The following is a 19,218-nucleotide window of genomic DNA, read 5'->3' as shown; positions in this document are numbered from 1 at the left end:
CCCCCCGCTCCCTCTTCCTATTTTTTTCGCGCCCCCCCCCCCTTTTTTTTCCACCCCCCCGGGGGGGGGGGGGGGGGGCCCCCCCCCCCCCCCCCCCCCCACGACAGTGGAGTGTGAGGCGCCGACGTCGGCGCTTGACATTCAAGCCTTACGCATACCGCCCGTGGCAGTGCTTGTACTTCTTGCCTGAACCGCACGGACAATCCTCGTTGCGGCCGATCTTGCCCCAGCTGGCCGGGTTCTTGGGATCGCGCAACGCGGCGTCGGTGGCCTGCGCTCCGAGCGTGACGCTGGCGAGCGCCATTTCGTCCTCGCCGGTGTTCGGGTCGAATTTGTGCGCTTCCATCTGAGGCAGCACCGGGGCTTCCTGCTCCGGCGGCACGATCTCGACCCGCATCAGCTGCGCCGTGACGGCCTCGCGCAGATGCGCGCTCATCTCCTGGAAAAGGTTGAACGCCTCGGTCTTGTACTCCTGCAGCGGATCGCGCTGGCCGTAGCCGCGCAGGCCGATGACCTGGCGCAGATGGTCGAGCATGATCAGATGCTCGCGCCAGAGATGGTCGAGCGTCTGCAGCAGAATGGTCTTCTCGACGTAACGCATCACGTCGGGACCCCATTGCCCGACCTTGGCCGCCATGTGCTCGTCGGCGCGGGTCTCGATGCGCGTGAGCAGCTCCTCGTCGGCGATGCCCTCTTCCTTGGCCCAGTCCTCGACCGGCAGGTCGAGATCGAGCACGCGCTTGAGCTCTTCCTTCAGGCCCGCGACGTCCCACTGTTCGGCATAGGCGTGCTCGGGCACGTGCTTGGCGACGAGGTCGTCGATGAAGGCGTGGCGCATGTCGGCGACGGTCTCGGCGACGCTGTCGTCCTTCATCAGGTCGACGCGCTGGTCGAAGATCACCTTGCGCTGGTCGTTCTGGACGTTGTCGAACTTGAGCAAATTCTTGCGGATGTCGAAGTTGCGCGCCTCGACCTTCTGCTGCGCCTTTTCGAGCGCCTTGTTGATCCAGGGATGGATGATGGCCTCGCCCTCTTGCAGGCCGAGACGCTGCAGCATGCTGTCGAGGCGATCCGAGCCGAAGATGCGCATCAGATCGTCTTCCAGAGACAGGAAGAATTTCGAGCGGCCGGGGTCGCCCTGACGGCCGGAACGGCCGCGGAGCTGGTTGTCGATGCGGCGGGATTCGTGGCGTTCAGAACCCATGATGTAGAGGCCGCCGGGCTTCTTCACGGTCTTGGCGGGCTTCGAACCCTTCGCCGGCTCGATCTCGACCTCTTCCTCGGCCTTCAGCACGATGTCGCGGAAGTGCTCGATGTCGGCCTTGATCTGCTCGATCTTCTTGGCCTTCTCGGCCTCGTCCTCGATCGAAGCGGCCTCCTGCTGGATCCGCATTTCCAGCGAGCCGCCGAGCTTGATGTCGGTGCCGCGGCCGGCCATGTTGGTCGCGATCGTGATCGCGCCGGGGACGCCGGCTTCCGCGACGATGTAGGCTTCCTGCTCGTGGAAGCGCGCGTTCAGCACCGCGAACAGCTTTGCCGGCTTGCCGGCGCGGGCCGCGGCGTACAGCTTCTGCATCGAATTTTCGCTGCCGAAATCGATCTGCCGATAGCCGTGCTTCTTGAGATATTCGGCGATCACTTCCGATTTTTCGATCGAGGCGGTGCCGACCAGCACCGGCTGCAGCCGCGCGTTGGCGCGCTCGATCTCGGCCAGGATCGCGGCGTATTTCTCGTTCTGGGTGCGATAGACCTCGTCGTCCTCGTCGAGACGGGCGACCGGCAAATTGGTCGGGATTTCCACGACCTCGAGCTTGTAGATGTCGAACAATTCGTCGGCTTCGGTCAGCGCCGTGCCGGTCATGCCGGCGAGCTTTTCGTACATCCGGAAATAGTTCTGGAAGGTGATCGAGGCCAGCGTCTGGTTCTCGGGCTGGACCTGCACGTGCTCCTTGGCTTCCAGCGCCTGATGCAGGCCTTCCGAATAGCGGCGGCCCTGCATCATACGACCGGTGAACTCGTCGATGATGACGACCTCGTCGTCGCGGACGATGTAGTCCTTGTCGCGCGTGAACAGCGTGTGGGCGCGCAGCGCCTGGTTGATGTGATGCACGACGGAGACGTTCTCGACGTCGTAGAGCGACTCGCCCTTGAGCTGGCCGGCATCGCGCAGCAGCGTCTCGATCTTCTCCATGCCGGCTTCGGTCAGCGTCACTGTGCGCTGCTTCTCGTCGACGTCGTAGTCGGACTTGTCGAGCTTGGGCAGGAAGCCGTCGATGGTGTTGTAGAAGTCGGAGCGGTCGTCGAGCGGACCGGAAATGATCAGCGGCGTGCGCGCTTCGTCGATCAGGATGGAGTCGACTTCGTCGACGATGGCGTAGAAGTGCGGCCGCTGGACCATGTCCTCGAGCCGGTACTTCATGTTGTCGCGCAGATAGTCGAAGCCGTATTCGTTGTTGGTGCCGTAGGTGATGTCGCAGGCATAGGCCGTCTTGCGCTCGGAATCGTCGAGGCCGTGCACGATCACGCCGGTGGTCAGGCCGAGGAAGCCGTAGATCTGGCCCATCCAGGCGGAGTCGCGGCGGGCAAGGTAGTCGTTGACGGTGACGACATGGACGCCCTTGCCGGCGAGCGCGTTGAGGTAGACCGCGAGCGTTGCGACCAGGGTCTTGCCTTCGCCGGTCTTCATCTCGGCGATGTCGCCCTCGTGCAGCACCATGCCGCCGATCAGCTGGACATCGAAATGGCGCTGGCCGAGCGTGCGCTTGGCGGCTTCGCGGACCGTGGCGAAAGCGGGGACCAGAAGGTCGTCCAGGGTCTTGCCCTCGGCGAGCTGCTGCCTGAACTCGACGGTGCGGGCCTTGAGGGCTTCGTCGGAGAGTTTCGAGACCTCGGGCTCCAGCGCGTTGATCGCGTTGACGCGGGACTGATATCCCTTCACCCGCCGGTCGTTGGCGGAGCCGAAAAACTTGCGGGCGAGCGCGCCGATCATGCTTAGTTCCTGTGTTCGCGATTCAACCGCGTTCGCGTTGCAGCCAAGAGGTTGTCACCCGCCTGCCTATCAACTCACCGTGACGCCTGCTGGGCGCCGGAGCCCGGACTGCGGGGGGTCCATCCGCCATATGGGTGGGAGTTGGGCAAGTCTGGGTTCAACGGCCAAAAACGCAGCAAAATAAACGCCATCGCATGGACGCGACCGGGCAGAGATATGGCCCGGTCAGGGCCTTGTCAACGGCGGGTGCATTGCGGCTAATTCATCATTTTGACAGACTTTTCGCGTTGCCAAGGCCCCCTGAATTGGGCGAGTGTCCGCCCCGCTCGAGCAGCCCCCTGCTTCAACAAAAGGATTTTCCATGACCACCTCGTTCCCGGTAACCAAAACCGGCCTGCGCTTCGGCCTCGCCACCGCCCTCGTGGGCTGCCTTGCGCTGGCGCTGATCGCGGGTCCCGGCCGGGCTGCCGACGATCCGGTGCTGGCGAAGGTCAATGGCGCGGAAATCAAGAAGAGCGACGTCGCCATGGCAGAAGAGGAACTCGGGCCGAGCCTCGCCCAGATGGACCCGGCCACCAAGGACGAGAACGTCCTGTCCTTCCTGATCGACATGAAGATCGTCGGCAAGGCCGCCGAGGACAAGAAGCTCGCCGACGGCGAGGAGTTCAAGAAGCGGCTCGCGTTCGCCCGCAACCGCCTGCTGATGGACAGCCTGCTCGCCGGCGAGGGCAAGGCCGCCACCACCCCTGACGCCATGAAGAAGGTCTATGAGGAGGCCTCCAAGCAGATCACCGGCGAGCAGGAAGTGCACGCCCGCCACATCCTGGTCGAGACCGAAGACGAGGCCAAGGCGGTGAAGGCCGAGCTCGACAAGGGCGCCGATTTCGCCGAGCTCGCCAAGAAGAAGTCCAAGGATCCGGGTTCGGCCGACGGCGGCGACCTCGGCTTCTTCACCAAGGAGCAGATGGTGCCGGAATTCTCGGCGGTCGCTTTCGCGCTCGAGCCGGGCAAGATCTCCGACCCCGTGAAGTCGCAGTTCGGCTGGCACGTCATCAAGGTCGAGGAAAAGCGCAACCGCAAGGCGCCTGATTTCGAGCAGGTCAAGGCGCAGATCGAGCAGTATGTCACCCGCAAGGCCCAGGCCGATTACGTCGCCAAGCTGCGCGCGGAAGCCAAGGTCGAGCGGCTGGACCAGCCGGCGGATGCGGCCAAGGACGCCAAGCCGGCTGATGCCAAGCCTTCGGATGCGAAGCCGTCCGACAGCAAGATGGCGCCGCCTGCGAAGAAGTAAGAATTCGCTGTCACTTCGGTGACGTGAAGAGTATCTAACCCTCCGTGATGCCCGGCCCCCGCGCCGGGCATCTGCATATCCAGATCCCATCAAGGCGCCCGCGATGTCCTCCTCCGTCTCTCCCCTCGCCCCGAAACACGTTCCCGACATGCCCGTGATCGCGGGGGTCCGTCTCGCGACGGCCGAGGCCGGCATCCGCTACAAGAACCGCACCGACGTGCTGCTCGCGGTGATGGACAAGGGCACCGCGGTCGCAGGCGTCTTCACCAAGTCGAAATGCCCCTCCGCACCGGTGGAATGGTGCCGCGCCAAGCTGAAGGGCGGCAAGGCGCGCGCGCTGGTGGTCAATTCCGGCAACGCCAATGCCTTTACCGGCAAGACCGGTCGCAGCTCCACGGCACTGACCGCGAAGATCGCGGCCAAGGCCGTCGGATGCACCGAGGGCGAGATCTTCCTGGCCTCGACCGGCGTGATCGGCGAGCCGCTGGATGCGACCAAGTTCGACGGCGTGCTCGGGCGGCTCGCGGAAACCGCCGAGGCCGGCGATTATCTCGCCGCCGCCAAGGCGATCATGACCACCGACACCTTCCCGAAGGTCGCGACCGCAACCGTGAAGCTCGGCAAGGCCAAGGTCACCATCAACGGCATGGCCAAAGGTGCCGGCATGATCGCCCCCGATATGGCGACGATGCTGTCCTTCATCTTCACCGACGCACCGATCGCGCCGGCCGCGCTGCAGGCGCTGCTCAAGAGCGGCGTCGAGGACACGTTCAACGCGGTGACGATCGACGGCGACACCTCGACCTCGGATACGCTGCTGGCGTTCGCCACCGGTGCTGCCGCAGAACACGGCGCGCCGAAGATCAGCCGCGCCAGCGACCCCCGCCTGAAAGCCTTCGTCAAGGCCTTCAACCAGGTGCTCGCCAATCTTTCCGAGCAGGTGGCCCGCGACGGCGAAGGCGCCCGTAAGCTGGTCGAGATCACCGTCGAGGGCGCCAAGACCAAGGCCTCGGCGCGCAAGATCGCGATGTCGATCGCGAACTCGCCGCTGGTGAAGACCGCAATCGCCGGCGAGGACGCCAATTGGGGCCGCGTGGTGATGGCGGTCGGCAAGGCCGGCGAGCCGGCCGACCGCGACAAGCTCTCGATCTCCTTCAACGGCATCCGCGTCGCCAAGAGCGGCGCGCGCGATCCGTCCTATGACGAGGCGCAAGTGTCGGAAGCGATGAAGGCGCCGGAGATCGCGATCAAGGTCTCACTTGGCCTCGGCAAGGGCCGCGACCGCGTGCTGACCTGCGACCTCACCAAGGAGTATGTCGCGATCAACGGCGATTACAGGTCGTAAGCGTCCCGACGGACGACTATTTCGTGATATGCGCGGTGATCAGCGCCTGATTGAACATGGCGTTCAGGGCGGCCGTGATGTCCGCCGGGGTATTCGCCGTATAGAAGTAGCCCGGCGTCGCGCAGCCCTGCAGGCTCGCCGGAATAAGCGGTATGTTCCAATTGGCGTAATCGTCCTCGTCATTGGCAAAAGACGCGTTCACCGGATCGATCACCTGGTAAGGAATGTAGAGCACCGAGATGATGATACCCTTGTCCTTCAAGGGTTTGCAGACGGTCGCCGGATTGATGACCGTGGCATGGTTACTGCCCGACCAGCCTCCATTCGGAACGCCTTTGACTTGCGGATCTTGTGCGCCGTCGGTGACGAGGAATACATAGGGTCGCGCGTTGCTCGAGGCGCTGCCGTCGCCGGCGCTGACGATCAAGCTGTTGAGCGAACTCAACGCGTTATCGATATGGGTGCCGCCCGATCCGAGAGCCGTATTCATGTTGGTGTCGAGCAACGAAGCGAGATTGGCGGCTGCGTAGTTGATTGTCGACGGATTCGTCGAAGAACCGTTGATGCTGGACGTCAGCGGAAAATAGTTCTTATCGAGGTACTGAATGAACGGATAGATACCAATCCGGAATTGATTAGCGACCTTCATGCTGCTGTTGGCGGTGATAAACAGCTGGTTCACGGCGTAGCCGACCGCATCCAGCCGGAGCTGAATGCAGTTATCGGTTCCGGCGGTGGGGCAGTTCGCAACGGTCGGAAGGGTCGAATACAGTGAGCCCGGTAGACCGGACACGACTGAAGACGACAGCTTCTTGCCCTTTGGATACGTTGAATTCACAGTCGTCGTCGAAAGCAGACCGGCATAGCCGCTTTGACTGACGCGCGAGATCGCATAGCCCAGACAGTAATTGTTGGTAGGATATCCCTGCGTTCCGCTATCGGTGCACGCACTGTTCTGGGGCGCGAAATGGCAGGCCAAGGTGCAGCCTGTGGGGTATTGCCTGAAGTTGTCCGGGTTGATCGATTGCATTCGGACGGCCTCGGCCGAGGTCGACGGCAGGCCCATGGATCCGGAGACGTCGAGCGTGAGATAGAAATCGAGATAGGGCGGCAGCGACGCGGAGGCATTCGAGGTGCCGGAGACGCTGAGCTTTTGGTAGCCGAGAATCTTCAGGAAGGTGACGGGGACGTCGGCACTGAACTGGACGCTGGCGGCCACGGCGATCCCAGTCTTCGTCACCGTGCTGTTGCGAGACAAGTTGGGCGGTGCCGTGACATTGCTCATGTTGGCGTCGAACACGTTATTGGCGTCGTTCACGCCCTCCGTGACGGAGCCATTGCCCGTCATGGCTGCGGCAGCGATAAAGCCGGGGGCCTTCTGTGAGACGGCGGCGACAGCGGCGCCATCGGCAGCAGCTTGCAGCTTTGCCTTCATCCTGGTCGCCATCGAATAGTCGACGGCGCAACCGATGAACGTGATCAGGGGGACGCAGCAGATTGCGAAGATCACCGCGACATTGCCGCGGCGATCGCGGAGAAACCGACGGAAGATGGGACGAAACTCAACGCGCATGGATCTGGCCCGGAATGGTTTCAGCGTTTCCACTCTAGGAACCGTGGATTAAATATGACTTATGGAGACCTCGGAAACACGGGCCGTCACAGGGTTAACGAACCGTTGCGGATGATCCTTCAGCGAGCGGAATTCCAGGGATGGCTGATCTCAAACTGACGCTCGTGGTGGCTTGCGCGCTGGTCGACGCCGACAAGCGCGTCCTGATCGCGCAGCGCCCCGAGGGCAAGACGCTGGCCGGCCTCTGGGAATTTCCCGGCGGCAAGTGTGAGCCCGGCGAGCGGCCGGAACAGAGCCTGATCCGCGAACTCCACGAGGAGCTCGGCATCAGCGTCGCGGAGCCCTGCCTGGCGCCGCTGACATTCGCGAGCTACGGCTACGAGACCTTTCACCTCCTGATGCCGCTCTACATCTGCCGGCGCTGGGAGGGACAGGTCACGCCACGCGAAGGCCAGACCCTGGCCTGGGTTCGCGCCAACAAGCTGCGCGACTATCCCATGCCGCCCGCGGACATTCCGCTGATCCCGCATTTGATCGATTTACTGATGTGAGCTCGGACCTCATCCTGAGGAGACCGCGCAGCGGTCGTCTCGAAGGATGGCTGCGGATGAGAGCCGGGCCTGCATGGTTCGAGATGGCGCCGACGCGCCTCCTCACCATGAGGAGTTACGTCCCTCCCGCCTTCTTCACCGCCTCCGCCAGGCTCGCCTTCGCTGATCCGGGCTTGAGCGGCTGCTGCTGGCTCGCATGCGGGGCCCAGCCTGAGAGCCAGATGATGTCGAATGTCGCACGGATGCGGCCGTCGGCATCGGCAAAGCGTTCCGCGTAGATTTCAGCCATCCGCAGCAGCGTCGATCGCCGGCTGGGCGTGCGTCGCCGTTCGATCAGCACATTGGCGGCGCCCATGCGCCTGATATCCTGCATCAGCGCGAAGGCATTGCCATAGCGCACCACGACGCGGTCGACATCGGTGACCGGCAGCGCAAATCCTGCCCGCTGCAACAGCGCGCCAACGTCGCGTAAATCGGCAAACGGCGCCACACGCGGCGAAACACCGCCCTCGCATTCGGCCTCGGCGGCGGCAAAAGCCTGGCGCAGCTCGGTCAGGCTGTCGCCGCCGATCATCGCCGCCAGCAGAAGGCCGTCCGGCCTCAGCGCGCGACGGATTTGCGCGAGCACCCCCGGCAGATCGTTGACGAATTGCAGCGCCAGCGCCGAGACCACGAGGTCGAGGCCCTCGGGCGCAAAGGGCAGCTTCTCCGCACCCGACGTATCGAGCTCAATGCGCTCGATCGAGGGCAGTCGCGCGCGCAACACGGCGAGACCCTCGCCGGGCGTCCAGAGATCGGCCGCTGTACGAAACTCCCGCATCACTGCGGCCAGCCGGTCGGACATGTCCTCGGCGACCCGATCCAGCAGGAAGCTCACGGCACCTTGCGCCTGCGCGCGGCGCTGTCGCGCGTGCAGCAAAGCACGGTCGAACAGAGCGGGCGCGGTTTGCGGGGTTGTGGCCATGGCGCTGGTTACGCCGATCATGCTGGTTCTGGCAATCCACTGCGCGCGGCGCTAGCCTTGCCTCGTGGAGGCCGACGCCGGCCCCCGTGTTCCAAACTAGCAATGCGCACCAGGTCCGCGGCGCCGGAGCGTCAAACGATGATCACCTGTTATCTGCGATACGAGATCCCCCCGGACAAGCTCGCCGAATTCGAAGCCTATGGCAGGATGTGGCTGGAACTGGTGCCAAGATTCGGCGGCATCCACCACGGGTACTTCCTGCCATCGGAAGGCGCGAGCGACGTCGCCCTCGCAATGTTCAGCTTCCCGAGCTTCGCGGCGTACGAACAATATCGGAAGGACAGCGCCGAAGATCCGGACGTCCAGAAAGCGATCGAATTCGCAAGGCAAACGCGCTGCTTTCGCCGTTATGAGCGATCGTTCTTCCGGCCCGTGCTGCCGAAAGAGCCGTAGGCCGGGCGCGGACGAGAACAGCCCATTGGCTTGAGCGTGGCGCAGGACGGCGCTAGCCTTGCCCAATGGGCGCCGAGGCATCACCACCACGCTCCATTTCCAGCCATCTGCGCGGCGCGCTCGAGGCCTGCCGCGGGGTATTGGCCCATCTGCCACGGCTCGCGCTCGACATCGCGCTGCCGACGCTGTGCGTGTCCTGCCGCGAGCCGGTCGATGGCGAGGGCGTGTGCGCTTCGTGCTGGGCGCGGCTGTCGTTCATCGAACGGCCCTACTGCCCACGGCTCGGCATTCCCTTCGTCTATGACCCCGGCCCCGACATGCTATCGATGGAGGCCATTGCGAGCCCGCCGGCCTACCAACGGGCGCGCGCTGCGGTGCGCTATGACGACGTCGCGCGCACCCTGGTGCATGCGCTGAAATACCAGGACCGCACTGATCTCGCGCCGGCCATGGGGCGCTGGATGGCGCGGGCGGGCGGCGAGTTGCTCGCCGGCGCCGACATGCTGGTGCCGGTGCCCCTGCATTGGCGGCGGGCCTGGCGCCGCCGCTACAACCAATCCGGCGCCCTGGCACGCATCATCGAGCGGCAGAGCGGGGTGAAAGTGAAAGCTGAGGTGCTGCGCCGGGTACGCGCCACCGAGCAGCAGATCGGCCTGTCGCGGGCCCAGCGCGCCACCAATGTGCAGGGCGCATTCCAGGTATCCCCGGACCGTCAGGCGGACGTCCAGGGTCGGCGCATTGTCCTCATCGACGACGTCCTGACGTCGGGTGCGACGCTGGATGCCTGCGCGCGAGCCCTGCTCCGGGCCAAGGCGGCGCAAGTGGACGTGCTGGTGTTTGCCCGGGTTGTCGAGAGCCGGTGAAGTCCCATATAATTCAATGAATTCATGACATGAAAGCGCCAGACAAGATGACCGCTGCTGTCGAGATCTACACCAGGCCGGGCTGCGGCTATTGTTCCGCCGCCAAGTCGCTGCTGACCCGCAAGAAGGCGACGTTCACGGAGTTGGATATCGCCAAGAACCCGTCCTGGCGCCAGGAGATGTACGATCGCTCCGGCGAGGGCTCGACCTTCCCGCAGATCTGGATCGGCGGAACCCATGTCGGAGGCTGCGACGAACTCTACGCGCTCGATCGTGAAGGCAAGCTCGACGCCATGCTCGAAAGCGTCAAGGCGGAGTCATGAGCGACAACAGGACCTTCACGGCAGCGATGGTGCAGATGCGCACCGGCCTGATGCCCGAGCCAAGCCTCGCGCAGGCCACCAGGCTGATCCGCCAGGCTGCGGCCAATGGCGCCGACTACGTGCAGACGCCCGAAGTCAGCAATATGATGCAGCTCAACCGCAAGGCCCTGTTCGAGCACCTCCAGAGCCAAGACGACGACAACTCGCTGAGGGCGTACCGGGCGCTCGCGGCCGAACTGAAGATCCACATCCATGTCGGCTCGCTGGCGCTGCGCTTTTCGGACGAAAAAGCGGTCAACCGCTCGTTCCTGATCGGGCCCGAGGGCAATGTGCTCGCGAGCTACGACAAGATCCACATGTTCGACATCGAGCTCCCTGACGGCGAGAGCTATCGCGAATCCGCCAATTACCAGCCGGGCGAGACGGCCGTGATCTCCGACCTGCCCTGGGGCCGCGTCGGGCTGACGATTTGCTACGATGTCCGCTTCCCCGCGCTCTACCGCGCGCTGGCCGAAAGCGGCGCGTACTTCATCACGGTGCCCTCGGCCTTCACCCGCAAGACCGGTGAAGCGCATTGGCACGTGCTGTTGCGTGCGCGCGCGATCGAGACCGGTTGCTTCATCTTCGCCGCGGCGCAGGCAGGGCTGCATGAGAACAAGCGGGAGACCTATGGCCATTCGCTGATCATCGATCCCTGGGGCGAGATCCTCGCCGAAGGCGATGTCGAGCCCGGCATCATCATGGCACAAATCGATCCGGCCAAGGTCGAGACCGCGCGCCGCGCGATCCCCTCGCTCCAGCACGGCCGCCGCTTCGGCGTCGCCGACCCCAAGGCCGGGCCGGACCACCTGCATCTGGTGCGGGGATCGGCATGATCCGCTACGCGCTCCGCTGCGACCGGAGCCACGACTTCGAGAGTTGGTTCCAGAGCTCGGCCGCGTACGATTCTCAGGTGAAGCGCAAGCTCGTGACTTGTCCGATCTGCGGCTCGGCCAAGGTCGACAAGGCGATCATGGCGCCGCGCATCGTCGGCAAGAAGGGCCGCGGACGCGCCACGCCGCCGCCTGAGCCCACCGCCACGACGACCGCGCCCGAGGCTGCGCAATCCGCACCGACCTCGCTGTTGATGGCGCAGGAGCGCGAGCTGCGCGCCAAGCTCAAAGAGCTGCGCGATCACATCGTGAAGAACGCCGACAATGTCGGTGAGCGATTCGCCAATGAAGCCCGCGCGATGCATTACGGCGACAAGGAGCACCGTCCGATCTACGGCGAAGCCTCGCCCGACGAGGCCAAGTCGCTGATCGACGAAGGCATCGAGGTGTCGCCGCTGCCGACGCTGCCGGAAGACCGGAATTAGACTCCCACCAGCACCGCCACGCCGAGCACGATCAGCGCGATGCCGATAATTTCGCGCGGCGCGATCGGCTGCTTGAACGAGTAATAGGCCACGCCTTGCGCGAACAGCACCTCGATCAAGGCCAGCGTGCGGACATTGGCGGCGGCGGTCAGCGCGAACGCCAGGAACCAGAACTGCGAGGCGAAGGCGCCGGTGAAGCCGGCCAGCATTGAGGGCCGCCACATTGAGAGGATGCCCTGAAGCACCTTTGGCGCGCGCCAGAGCAGATAGATCGTCAGGATCAACGTCTGCACGAACAGGCCGAGCACCAGCGTGAACGATGCCGCCGTCACGAACGAGACATCAGGCACGTTGATGATGGCGCCGCGGAAGCCGACCGCTGACAACGCGAACGCCGCCGCCGCGACGAGACCGGTGATGGTCGGCTTCAATTCGGCAAAACTCTTCTCGCCACCGGGCCGTAGCGCGGTGATGACGACGCCGATTGTCGCGATCACGATCGCCAGCACCTTGAGCCATGTCAGATGATCGCCGAGGAAGACGAAGCCGAAGATGGCGGTCTGGATCGCCTCGGTTTTCAGATAGGCCGTCGTCACCACGAAGGAGCGGTCGTTCATGGCGAGCAGCATCAGGCCGGTCGCGACGATCTGGCTGAGCGCGCCGAGCAGCAGCCACGGCCAGAACACACCGGGCGGCATGCCGAGATGATCGCCGGTGGCAACCAGCACCACTGCCAGGAACAGGAGCGAGAACGGAAAGCCGAATAGGAAGCGGATATTGGTCGCGCCCCAAGTCCCCAGCGGCTTTGTCAGTGACCGCTGCATCGCATTGCGCGCGACCTGGCCGAGCGCGGCAATGACGGTGAAGGGAATCCAGAGGCTGGCGATGGTGAACATGGGGAAATGGGTGGGAGGGCCAATGATTGCGGCCAACCTGCCGCTAGCTGTTCAATGGGTCAACCACACGAACGTCATGGGAGCGATGCTATCGCCAAATTCATCGTCGTCCTGGACAAGCGAAGCGCAGATCCAGGACCCATTACCCAGGGAGTGGTTTGGCGAAGACTCGAGATTATCTGTCTCGCGCCACAACTCCTCCCAGGGGTAATGGGTCCTGGCTTTCGCCAGGACGACGCCGAATGTTTGGAAGCAGCAACGCCTCACACCATGCCTTCCGCCACCACCATGTAGTTCACGTCCATGTCTGACGAGAGGGTCCATTTGTCGGCGAAGGGTGAGTAGACGACGCCGGTCTGCTCGGTGATGACCAGGCGGTTGTCGAGCAGGTATTTCGTCAGTTCGTCGGGGGTGACGAATTTGTTCCACTCGTGGGTGCCGCGCGGCAGCCATCGCAGCACATATTCGGCGCCGACGATGGCGAGCGCAAAACTCTTCCAGTTCCGGTTCAGCGTCGAGACCACCATCAACCCGTTCGGCTTCAGCATCGCGGCGCAGCGCTTCAGGAAAACGCCGACGTCGACGACGTGCTCGACCACCTCCATCGCCAGCACGATGTCAAAGCGCTCGCGCGGGTCGATCTCCTCAACCGTGGTGCAGCGATAGTCGATCGCGAGATGCGCCTTGTCGGCATGCAGCTTCGCGGCCGCGATGTTGCTGACCGACGGATCGACGCCGATGACCTGCGCACCCAGGCGCGACAGCGGCTCGCAGAGCAGGCCGGCGCCGCAGCCGATATCGAGCACGCGCAGACCGCCGAGGCAGTTGAGGCTGCGCAAATTGCGCTCGAACTTGCGGCAGGCGGCATCGCGGATGTAGCCGAGCCGCAGCGGGTTGATCCGGTGCAGCGGCGCCATCTTGCCGTTGGGGTCCCACCACTCGGCCGAAAGTTTTGAGAATTTCGCGATCTCGGCGGCGTCGACGGTCGAGCCCGGCTGCGGGCTTGCGGTAGCGGAAGTATTTTGCTGCATGCTCATGGGTTGCGCGCGGTCCTACCGCGTGGTGATCGAACTGCGGAAGGCGAGCGGCGAGGCGATGGTCCGGATGGTTTCGCGACCTTCCCCCACGCCATTGATGGTGACGTCGCCATAGTTGAGAATACGTCCGAGAATGGTCTGATTCACATCGACGCTCTCGACCTTATCCAGCGCCATCTCGAAGGTGCGGCGCTTGATGAAGCCGGTCTTGTGCACGACCCGCAAATTGGTCACGTCGGTCTCGGTGGTAAAGCGATGGAACCAGCCCTTCACGGTCCAGTACAGCGCCGCCAGAGCCACTAGGCCGGCCGCGACCAGACAGAGCAGGACGAGCCCCTCGACGATGGTTTGCCGGGACAGGACGAACAGGACCAGCGCCACGATCCAGGCCAGGATCGCCGGAAAATAGAAGATCCAGTGCGCATTGGTCGAATACAGCACCCGCTCGCCCGGTTGCAGGATCTCGTCGATGTAACGCGCCATGACCTCGAATAACCCATTGCCCGGATTGGCCCGCGCAGGAACCTGCTTGCCCCCGGCCCCGCCCCTCTGTATACGCGCGGTCGGTATCGCAGGCACCCGTCCAGCGCGGGTCACCATACTTATCCTTATGAGGGAATGCACGCGTCGTCATGAGCCGCCTCGTGATGAAATTCGGCGGCACATCCGTCGCCAACATCGAACGTATCCGCAACGTCGCACGCCATGTGAAGCGTGAGGTCGACGCCGGCCATGAAGTGGCCGTGGTCGTCTCGGCGATGTCCGGTAAAACCAACGAGCTGGTGGCCTGGTGCACCGAGGCCTCGCCGATGCACGACGCACGCGAATACGACGCCGTGGTCGCCTCGGGCGAACAGGTGACGTCCGGCCTGCTTGCCATCGTGCTTCAGGGCATGGGTATCCAGGCCCGCTCCTGGCAGGGCTGGCAGATCCCGATCACGACCAGCGACGCCCATGCTTCGGCCCGGATCGAGGGCATCGACGGCAGCGAGATCATCAAGCGCTTCAGGGAGCGCAAGGAAGTCGCCGTGATCGCCGGCTTTCAGGGCATCAACCCCGAGACCAACCGCATCACCACGCTCGGCCGCGGCGGCTCCGACACCTCGGCCGTGGCAATCGCCGCCGCCGTCAAGGCGGACCGCTGCGACATCTACACCGACGTCGACGGTGTCTACACAACCGATCCGCGAATCGTGCCGAAGGCGCGCCGGCTCGATAAGATCGCGTTCGAAGACATGCTGGAGCTGGCCTCCCAGGGCGCCAAGGTGCTCCAGGTCCGCTCAGTGGAACTCGGCATGGTCCACAACATGCCGATTTTCGTCCGCTCCAGCTTCGACAAGCCCGAGGATATCGACCCGCATGCCAACCAGCCGCCCGGCACGCTGATCTGCAGCGAGGAGGAGATCATGGAAAGCCACGTCGTCACCGGCATCGCCTTTTCGAAGGACGAGGCCCAGATCTCGGTACGCCAGATCGAGGACAAGCCCGGCGTGGCCGCGTCGATCTTCGGCCCGCTCGCCGATGCCAACATCAACGTCGACATGATCGTGCAGAACGTCTCCGAAGACGGCAAGACCACCGATCTCACCTTCACGGTCCCGGCCGCCGACTATACCAGGGCCAAGGAGACGATCACCGCGGCCAAAAGCCAGATCAATTATGCCCGGCTCGACACCGCGACCGACGTTGCCAAGATCTCGGTGATCGGCAGCGGAATGCGCAGCCATGCCGGCGTCGCCGCCCAGGCGTTCTCGGCCCTCGCAGGACGGAATATCAACATCCGGGCCATTACAACCTCCGAGATCAAATTCTCGGTTCTGATCGACACCGCCTATACCGAGCTTGCGGTGCGCACGCTGCACACGCTCTACGGTCTCGATCAGGCTTAGGCTAATTTTCTCTTAGCGGTCGCAGCAAACGCTGAGGTCTCCACACTTTCGCGTTTGGCAGGCGTTTTGCTTGGCAAAACAAGCCCCAATTCGCTATACGGCGAACAGGGTGGGCTGCCAGAAACTGTGCCCCAGTTGAGGCGGTGCTGATTCGGCCCAGGCAACCGCCGGGGCCGGCGCCGGACGAGCAAATTTGTTGTTTTTCTGGATTTCTGGGCGAGCCGCCGCGGGCCCTTTCGGCCCCGGCAGACGAAGGAGATTGACGGTTCATGCGGAGCGCGTCGGGAGGTCCCCGCGTCTTGTTGAGACGGCTCCGCGAAACCATGGCGGAGCAGGTCTCGGCCCAGGAGCGGCTCGACAAGATCGTGGTACTGATCGCGGCCAACATGGTGGCCGAGGTGTGCTCGGTCTATGTGCTGCGCGTCGACAACACGCTCGAGCTCTATGCCACCGAAGGCCTCAACCGCGAGGCGGTGCACCACACCGTGCTCAGCGCCCATGAGGGCCTTGTCGGCTTGGTCGCCAGCGAGGCAACCCCTCTCAACTTGAACGACGCGCAGAGCCATCCGGCCTTCTCGTTCCGCCCGGAGACCGGCGAAGAGATCTACCACTCCTTCCTCGGCGTGCCGATCCTGCGCGCCGGCAACACGCTCGGCGTGCTGGTGGTGCAGAACCGCGCCAAGCGCAACTATGTCGAGGAGGAACTCGAGGCGCTTCAGACCACGGCGATGGTGCTGGCGGAGCTGATCGCCTCAGGCGAGCTGTCCGCGCTGGCCCAGCCGGGCCATGAGCCCGCCGCGCGCCATTCGGCGCAGAAGGTCGGCGCCATCCTGTCGGAAGGCATCGCGCTCGGCCACGTCGTGCTGCACGAGCCGCGCGTCGTCATCAAGGACTACATCGCCGAGGACCTGCCGAAGGAGATCAAGCGGCTCGACACCGCGCTCGCCAAGCTGCGCGCCGATCTCGATCGCATGCTGGAGCGCGGCGACGTCGCGGAAGGCGGCGAGCATCGCGAGGTGCTGGAAGCCTACCGCATGTTCGCCAACGACCAGGGCTGGTCGCACAAGCTGCACGAGGCGGTCGCCACCGGCCTGACGGCGGAAGCCGCCGTCGAGCGTGTGCAATCCGACACCCGCGCGCGCATGCTGCGCTCGACCGATCCCTATTTGCGCGACCGGCTGCATGATCTCGAGGATCTCGGCTATCGCCTGATGCGGCAACTGGTCGGCCAGGATCACGCGCCGTCACGCGAACAATTGCCCGACAATGCCATCGTCATCGCGCGCGCGATGGGCCCGGCGGCGCTGCTCGACTACGACCGCAAGCGCCTGCGCGGCATCATATTGGAAGAAGGCACCGCCAATTCCCACGTCTCGATCGTGGCGCGCGCGCTCGGCATTCCCGCGGTCGGCGAAGTCCCGAACGCGCCCGGTATCGCCGATCCCGGCGACGCCGTCATCGTCGACGGCACCTCCGGCATGATCTATGTGCGCCCATCGCAGGAGGTCGAAGCGGCCTTCGCGGAGCGCGTGCGCTTCCGCGCCCGCCGCCAGGCGCAGTATCTGGCGCTGCGCGACCTGCCCTGCGTCACCAAAGACGGCCAGAAGGTCGAGCTGATGATCAATGCGGGTCTCGCGATCGACCTGCCGCACATCGAGGACACCGGCAGCGCCGGCATCGGCCTGTTCCGCACCGAGCTGCAATTCATGGTCGGCCAGAGCCTGCCGCGCACCAGCGACCAGCTCGCGCTCTATCGCACCGTGCTGGATGCCGCCGGCACGAAGCCCGTCACCTTCCGCACCCTCGACATCGGCGGCGACAAGGCGCTGCCTTACATGGAGGCGGTGATCGAGGAGAATCCCGCGCTCGGATGGCGCGCGATCCGGCTCGGGCTCGACCGTCCCGGCCTATTGCGCGGCCAGATCCGCGCCCTGCTGCGCGCCGGCGGCGGCCGCGCGTTGCGCATCATGTTCCCGATGATCTCGGAGGTGGGTGAATTCGATTCGGCGAAGGCGCTGGTCGAACGCGAGCTGACCTATCTGCGCCAGCACGGCCACACGCTGCCGGAGCGGATCGACATCGGCACCATGGTCGAGGTGCCGGCGCTGCTCTATCAGCTCGACGAGCTCCTGAAGAAGGTCGACTTCATCTCGGTCGGCTCCAACGATCTGTTCCAGTTCCTGTTCGCGGTCGACCGCGGCAATGCAAAGGTCTCCGAACGCTTCGACACCATGTCGGCGCCGATCCTGCGTGCGCTGCGCGACATCGCGCGCAAGTCGCAGGAGGCGAAGAAATCGCTGTCACTCTGCGGCGAGATGGCCTCGAAGCCGATCGGCGCACTGGCCCTGATCGCGATGGGCTATCGCTCGCTGTCGCTCTCGGCCACCGCGCTCGGCCCGGTCAAGGCGATGGTGATCGATCTCGACGCCAAGAAGGCCGAAGCGATGCTCGGCCCGTTGCTGGACGCGCCCGCCGGCAGCGTCTCGATCCGGCAGAAGCTGACGGAATTTGCCGAGGCTGAAGGCCTGGCGTTGTAGCGGGCCTGTCGCCCCTTCCTGCCGCCTCGCCCTTTCCCGCATTTTGAGACTGAACCGATGTCGTCACTCCCCGAAGCCAAACTGGACGTCCTGCTCGCGCATCACGCCTCGCTCCAAGCCGAATCGCTCGGTCAGCTCGCCTCCGAACGCTATGTGCAGATCACGCGTGAGCTCGCCGAGCTCACGCCATTGATCGAAGCGGTCAAAACCTATCGTTCGGCCGTCAAGGAGCTCGCCGACACCGAGGCGCTGATCGCCGATCCCGCGACCGATGCCGAGATGCGCGCCATGGCGGAAGCCGAGCGCGACGAGCTGACGCCGAAGATCGAGGATCTGGTCCAGAAAATCCGCGTCGCGCTGCTGCCGAAGGACGCCATGGACGACCGCAACGTGGTGCTGGAAATCCGCGCCGGCACCGGCGGCGACGAGGCTTCGCTGTTCGCCGGAGATTTGTTCCGGATGTACGAGCGCTTCGCGGCCCTGCAGGGCTGGAAGGTCGAGGTGATCTCGGCCAGCGAAGGCAGCGTCGGCGGCTACAAGGAAATCATCGCCGAGGTGCAGGGCCGCGGCGCGTTCTCGAAGCTGAAGTTCGAGTCCGGCGTGCACCGGGTGCAGCGCGTGCCGGACACCGAGACGCAGGGGCGCATCCACACATCCGCCGCCACGGTCGCCGTAATGCCCGAGGTCGAGGAGGTCGATGTCGAGATCCGGAACGATGATTTGCGTATCGAGACCATGCGCGCCGGAGGCGCCGGCGGCCAGCACGTCAACAAGACCGAATCCGCGATCCGCATCACCCACATCCCGACCGGCATCGTGGTGATGATGCAGGACAGCCGCTCGCAGCACAAGAATCGCGCTTCCGCCATGAACATCCTGCGTTCGCGCATTTACGACGCCGAGCAGCAACGCCTCGACGCGGCGCGCTCGGCCGAGCGCAAGGAGAAGGTCGGCTCCGGCGATCGCAGCGAGCGCATCCGCACCTATAATTTCCCGCAAGGACGCGTCACCGATCACCGCATCAATTTGACGCTCTACAAGCTGCCGCAGGTGATGGCGGGCGAAGCGCTGGGCGAACTGACCGACGCGCTCACCACCGAGCATCAGGCCGCACAGCTCGCCGCCCAGGGCGCGGCGGCGTGAGGATCTG

General features: G+C 64.5%; 17 protein-coding genes. 11 read left to right on the top strand and 6 right to left on the bottom strand.

What is annotated here, in order from left to right:
- Window positions 1-148 precede the first annotated feature (148 nt).
- Window positions 149-2,989, bottom strand: coding sequence for a preprotein translocase subunit SecA (gene secA, locus AC0L30_RS33950; RefSeq protein ID WP_473406164.1), 2,841 nt, complete (start codon window positions 2,987-2,989; stop codon window positions 149-151).
- A gap of 361 nt (window positions 2,990-3,350) precedes the next feature.
- On the opposite strand from secA, the gene AC0L30_RS33945 reads away from it, so the two are divergent.
- Both AC0L30_RS33945 and argJ read left to right on the top strand, forming a co-directional pair.
- Entirely contained in the window at window positions 3,351-4,280 is a 930-nt protein-coding gene (locus AC0L30_RS33945) for a peptidylprolyl isomerase (RefSeq protein ID WP_473406163.1), read from the top strand.
- Between the two features lie 103 nt (window positions 4,281-4,383).
- Window positions 4,384-5,625 carry a bifunctional glutamate N-acetyltransferase/amino-acid acetyltransferase ArgJ gene (gene argJ / locus AC0L30_RS33940; protein WP_007599195.1) on the top strand — a complete coding sequence of 414 codons (1,242 nt, stop codon included), beginning with the start codon at window positions 4,384-4,386 and terminating at the stop codon, window positions 5,623-5,625.
- Between the two features lie 16 nt (window positions 5,626-5,641).
- Here argJ and AC0L30_RS33935 read toward each other — a convergent pair whose 3' ends face one another.
- Window positions 5,642-7,198, bottom strand: a complete 1,557-nt coding sequence (locus tag AC0L30_RS33935; protein ID WP_007599194.1) for a TadE/TadG family type IV pilus assembly protein — start codon at window positions 7,196-7,198, stop codon at window positions 5,642-5,644.
- Window positions 7,199-7,338: 140 nt separating this feature from the next.
- On the opposite strand from AC0L30_RS33935, the gene AC0L30_RS33930 reads away from it, so the two are divergent.
- Window positions 7,339-7,749 carry a (deoxy)nucleoside triphosphate pyrophosphohydrolase gene (locus AC0L30_RS33930; RefSeq protein ID WP_007599192.1) on the top strand — a complete coding sequence of 137 codons (411 nt, stop codon included), beginning with the start codon at window positions 7,339-7,341 and terminating at the stop codon, window positions 7,747-7,749.
- Between the two features lie 115 nt (window positions 7,750-7,864).
- On the opposite strand, the gene AC0L30_RS33925 is transcribed toward AC0L30_RS33930, so the two are convergent.
- Window positions 7,865-8,734, bottom strand: coding sequence for a methyltransferase domain-containing protein (locus AC0L30_RS33925; protein ID WP_007599189.1), 870 nt, complete (start codon window positions 8,732-8,734; stop codon window positions 7,865-7,867).
- A gap of 117 nt (window positions 8,735-8,851) precedes the next feature.
- Between AC0L30_RS33925 and AC0L30_RS33920 the strand changes: the two genes are divergently transcribed.
- From AC0L30_RS33920 to AC0L30_RS33900, 5 genes are all read left to right on the top strand, one after another.
- A complete protein-coding gene (locus AC0L30_RS33920) occupies window positions 8,852-9,166 on the top strand; it encodes an NIPSNAP family protein (RefSeq protein WP_007599187.1) in 315 nt (104 codons plus the stop codon).
- 65 nt (window positions 9,167-9,231) lie between these two features.
- Complete coding sequence (locus AC0L30_RS33915) at window positions 9,232-10,029, top strand: ComF family protein (protein ID WP_007599185.1); 798 nt, start codon at window positions 9,232-9,234, stop codon at window positions 10,027-10,029.
- Window positions 10,030-10,076: 47 nt separating this feature from the next.
- Complete coding sequence (gene grxC / locus AC0L30_RS33910) at window positions 10,077-10,352, top strand: glutaredoxin 3 (protein WP_035995401.1); 276 nt, start codon at window positions 10,077-10,079, stop codon at window positions 10,350-10,352.
- Window positions 10,349-11,227 (top strand): carbon-nitrogen hydrolase family protein, encoded by an 879-nt coding sequence (locus tag AC0L30_RS33905; RefSeq protein WP_007599182.1) that lies wholly within the window; start codon window positions 10,349-10,351, stop codon window positions 11,225-11,227. The genes grxC and AC0L30_RS33905 overlap by 4 nt, the downstream gene beginning before the upstream one ends.
- Window positions 11,224-11,709 (top strand): DUF1178 family protein, encoded by a 486-nt coding sequence (locus AC0L30_RS33900; protein WP_007599181.1) that lies wholly within the window; start codon window positions 11,224-11,226, stop codon window positions 11,707-11,709. Before AC0L30_RS33905 ends, AC0L30_RS33900 begins: the two co-directional genes overlap by 4 nt.
- Here the strand turns inward: AC0L30_RS33900 and AC0L30_RS33895 are convergent.
- The 3 genes from AC0L30_RS33895 to AC0L30_RS33885 form a co-directional block, all read right to left on the bottom strand.
- Window positions 11,706-12,605 carry an EamA family transporter gene (locus AC0L30_RS33895; protein ID WP_007599180.1) on the bottom strand — a complete coding sequence of 300 codons (900 nt, stop codon included), beginning with the start codon at window positions 12,603-12,605 and terminating at the stop codon, window positions 11,706-11,708. The two genes, AC0L30_RS33900 and AC0L30_RS33895, sit on opposite strands and share 4 nt — an antisense overlap.
- A 263-nt stretch (window positions 12,606-12,868) precedes the next feature.
- Window positions 12,869-13,642: a bifunctional 2-polyprenyl-6-hydroxyphenol methylase/3-demethylubiquinol 3-O-methyltransferase UbiG gene (gene ubiG, locus AC0L30_RS33890; protein ID WP_007599179.1), complete on the bottom strand. Its 774-nt coding sequence runs from the start codon at window positions 13,640-13,642 to the stop codon at window positions 12,869-12,871.
- Between the two features lie 15 nt (window positions 13,643-13,657).
- Window positions 13,658-14,125 carry a PH domain-containing protein gene (locus AC0L30_RS33885; protein WP_007599178.1) on the bottom strand — a complete coding sequence of 156 codons (468 nt, stop codon included), beginning with the start codon at window positions 14,123-14,125 and terminating at the stop codon, window positions 13,658-13,660.
- A gap of 149 nt (window positions 14,126-14,274) precedes the next feature.
- On the opposite strand from AC0L30_RS33885, the gene AC0L30_RS33880 reads away from it, so the two are divergent.
- From AC0L30_RS33880 to prfA, 3 genes are all read left to right on the top strand, one after another.
- Window positions 14,275-15,531: an aspartate kinase gene (locus AC0L30_RS33880; RefSeq protein WP_027515136.1), complete on the top strand. Its 1,257-nt coding sequence runs from the start codon at window positions 14,275-14,277 to the stop codon at window positions 15,529-15,531.
- Between the two features lie 269 nt (window positions 15,532-15,800).
- Window positions 15,801-18,068 carry a phosphoenolpyruvate--protein phosphotransferase gene (gene ptsP / locus AC0L30_RS33875; protein ID WP_007599176.1) on the top strand — a complete coding sequence of 756 codons (2,268 nt, stop codon included), beginning with the start codon at window positions 15,801-15,803 and terminating at the stop codon, window positions 18,066-18,068.
- 57 nt (window positions 18,069-18,125) lie between these two features.
- Window positions 18,126-19,211, top strand: coding sequence for a peptide chain release factor 1 (gene prfA, locus AC0L30_RS33870; RefSeq protein ID WP_473406162.1), 1,086 nt, complete (start codon window positions 18,126-18,128; stop codon window positions 19,209-19,211).
- Window positions 19,212-19,218 lie beyond the last annotated feature (7 nt).

The organism is Bradyrhizobium sp. MI1.11 (assembly GCF_055811255.1).
The sequence above is the reverse complement of the archived record's forward strand: the minus strand, read 5'-3'. Positions and strand labels throughout refer to the sequence as shown.

Coding starts and splice junctions, on each gene's coding strand:
- prfA (WP_473406162.1), top strand. CDS start 18,126: ATGTCGTCACTCCCCGAAGCCAAACTGGACGTCCTGCTCGCGCATCAC.
- AC0L30_RS33945 (WP_473406163.1), top strand. CDS start 3,351: ATGACCACCTCGTTCCCGGTAACCAAAACCGGCCTGCGCTTCGGCCTC.
- AC0L30_RS33935 (WP_007599194.1), bottom strand. CDS start 7,198: ATGCGCGTTGAGTTTCGTCCCATCTTCCGTCGGTTTCTCCGCGATCGC.
- ptsP (WP_007599176.1), top strand. CDS start 15,801: ATGCGGAGCGCGTCGGGAGGTCCCCGCGTCTTGTTGAGACGGCTCCGC.
- AC0L30_RS33885 (WP_007599178.1), bottom strand. CDS start 14,125: ATGGCGCGTTACATCGACGAGATCCTGCAACCGGGCGAGCGGGTGCTG.
- argJ (WP_007599195.1), top strand. CDS start 4,384: ATGTCCTCCTCCGTCTCTCCCCTCGCCCCGAAACACGTTCCCGACATG.
- AC0L30_RS33880 (WP_027515136.1), top strand. CDS start 14,275: ATGAGCCGCCTCGTGATGAAATTCGGCGGCACATCCGTCGCCAACATC.
- AC0L30_RS33925 (WP_007599189.1), bottom strand. CDS start 8,734: ATGATCGGCGTAACCAGCGCCATGGCCACAACCCCGCAAACCGCGCCC.
- AC0L30_RS33930 (WP_007599192.1), top strand. CDS start 7,339: ATGGCTGATCTCAAACTGACGCTCGTGGTGGCTTGCGCGCTGGTCGAC.
- AC0L30_RS33895 (WP_007599180.1), bottom strand. CDS start 12,605: ATGTTCACCATCGCCAGCCTCTGGATTCCCTTCACCGTCATTGCCGCG.
- secA (WP_473406164.1), bottom strand. CDS start 2,989: ATGATCGGCGCGCTCGCCCGCAAGTTTTTCGGCTCCGCCAACGACCGG.
- AC0L30_RS33905 (WP_007599182.1), top strand. CDS start 10,349: ATGAGCGACAACAGGACCTTCACGGCAGCGATGGTGCAGATGCGCACC.
- AC0L30_RS33915 (WP_007599185.1), top strand. CDS start 9,232: ATGGGCGCCGAGGCATCACCACCACGCTCCATTTCCAGCCATCTGCGC.
- AC0L30_RS33920 (WP_007599187.1), top strand. CDS start 8,852: ATGATCACCTGTTATCTGCGATACGAGATCCCCCCGGACAAGCTCGCC.
- ubiG (WP_007599179.1), bottom strand. CDS start 13,642: ATGAGCATGCAGCAAAATACTTCCGCTACCGCAAGCCCGCAGCCGGGC.
- AC0L30_RS33900 (WP_007599181.1), top strand. CDS start 11,224: ATGATCCGCTACGCGCTCCGCTGCGACCGGAGCCACGACTTCGAGAGT.
- grxC (WP_035995401.1), top strand. CDS start 10,077: ATGACCGCTGCTGTCGAGATCTACACCAGGCCGGGCTGCGGCTATTGT.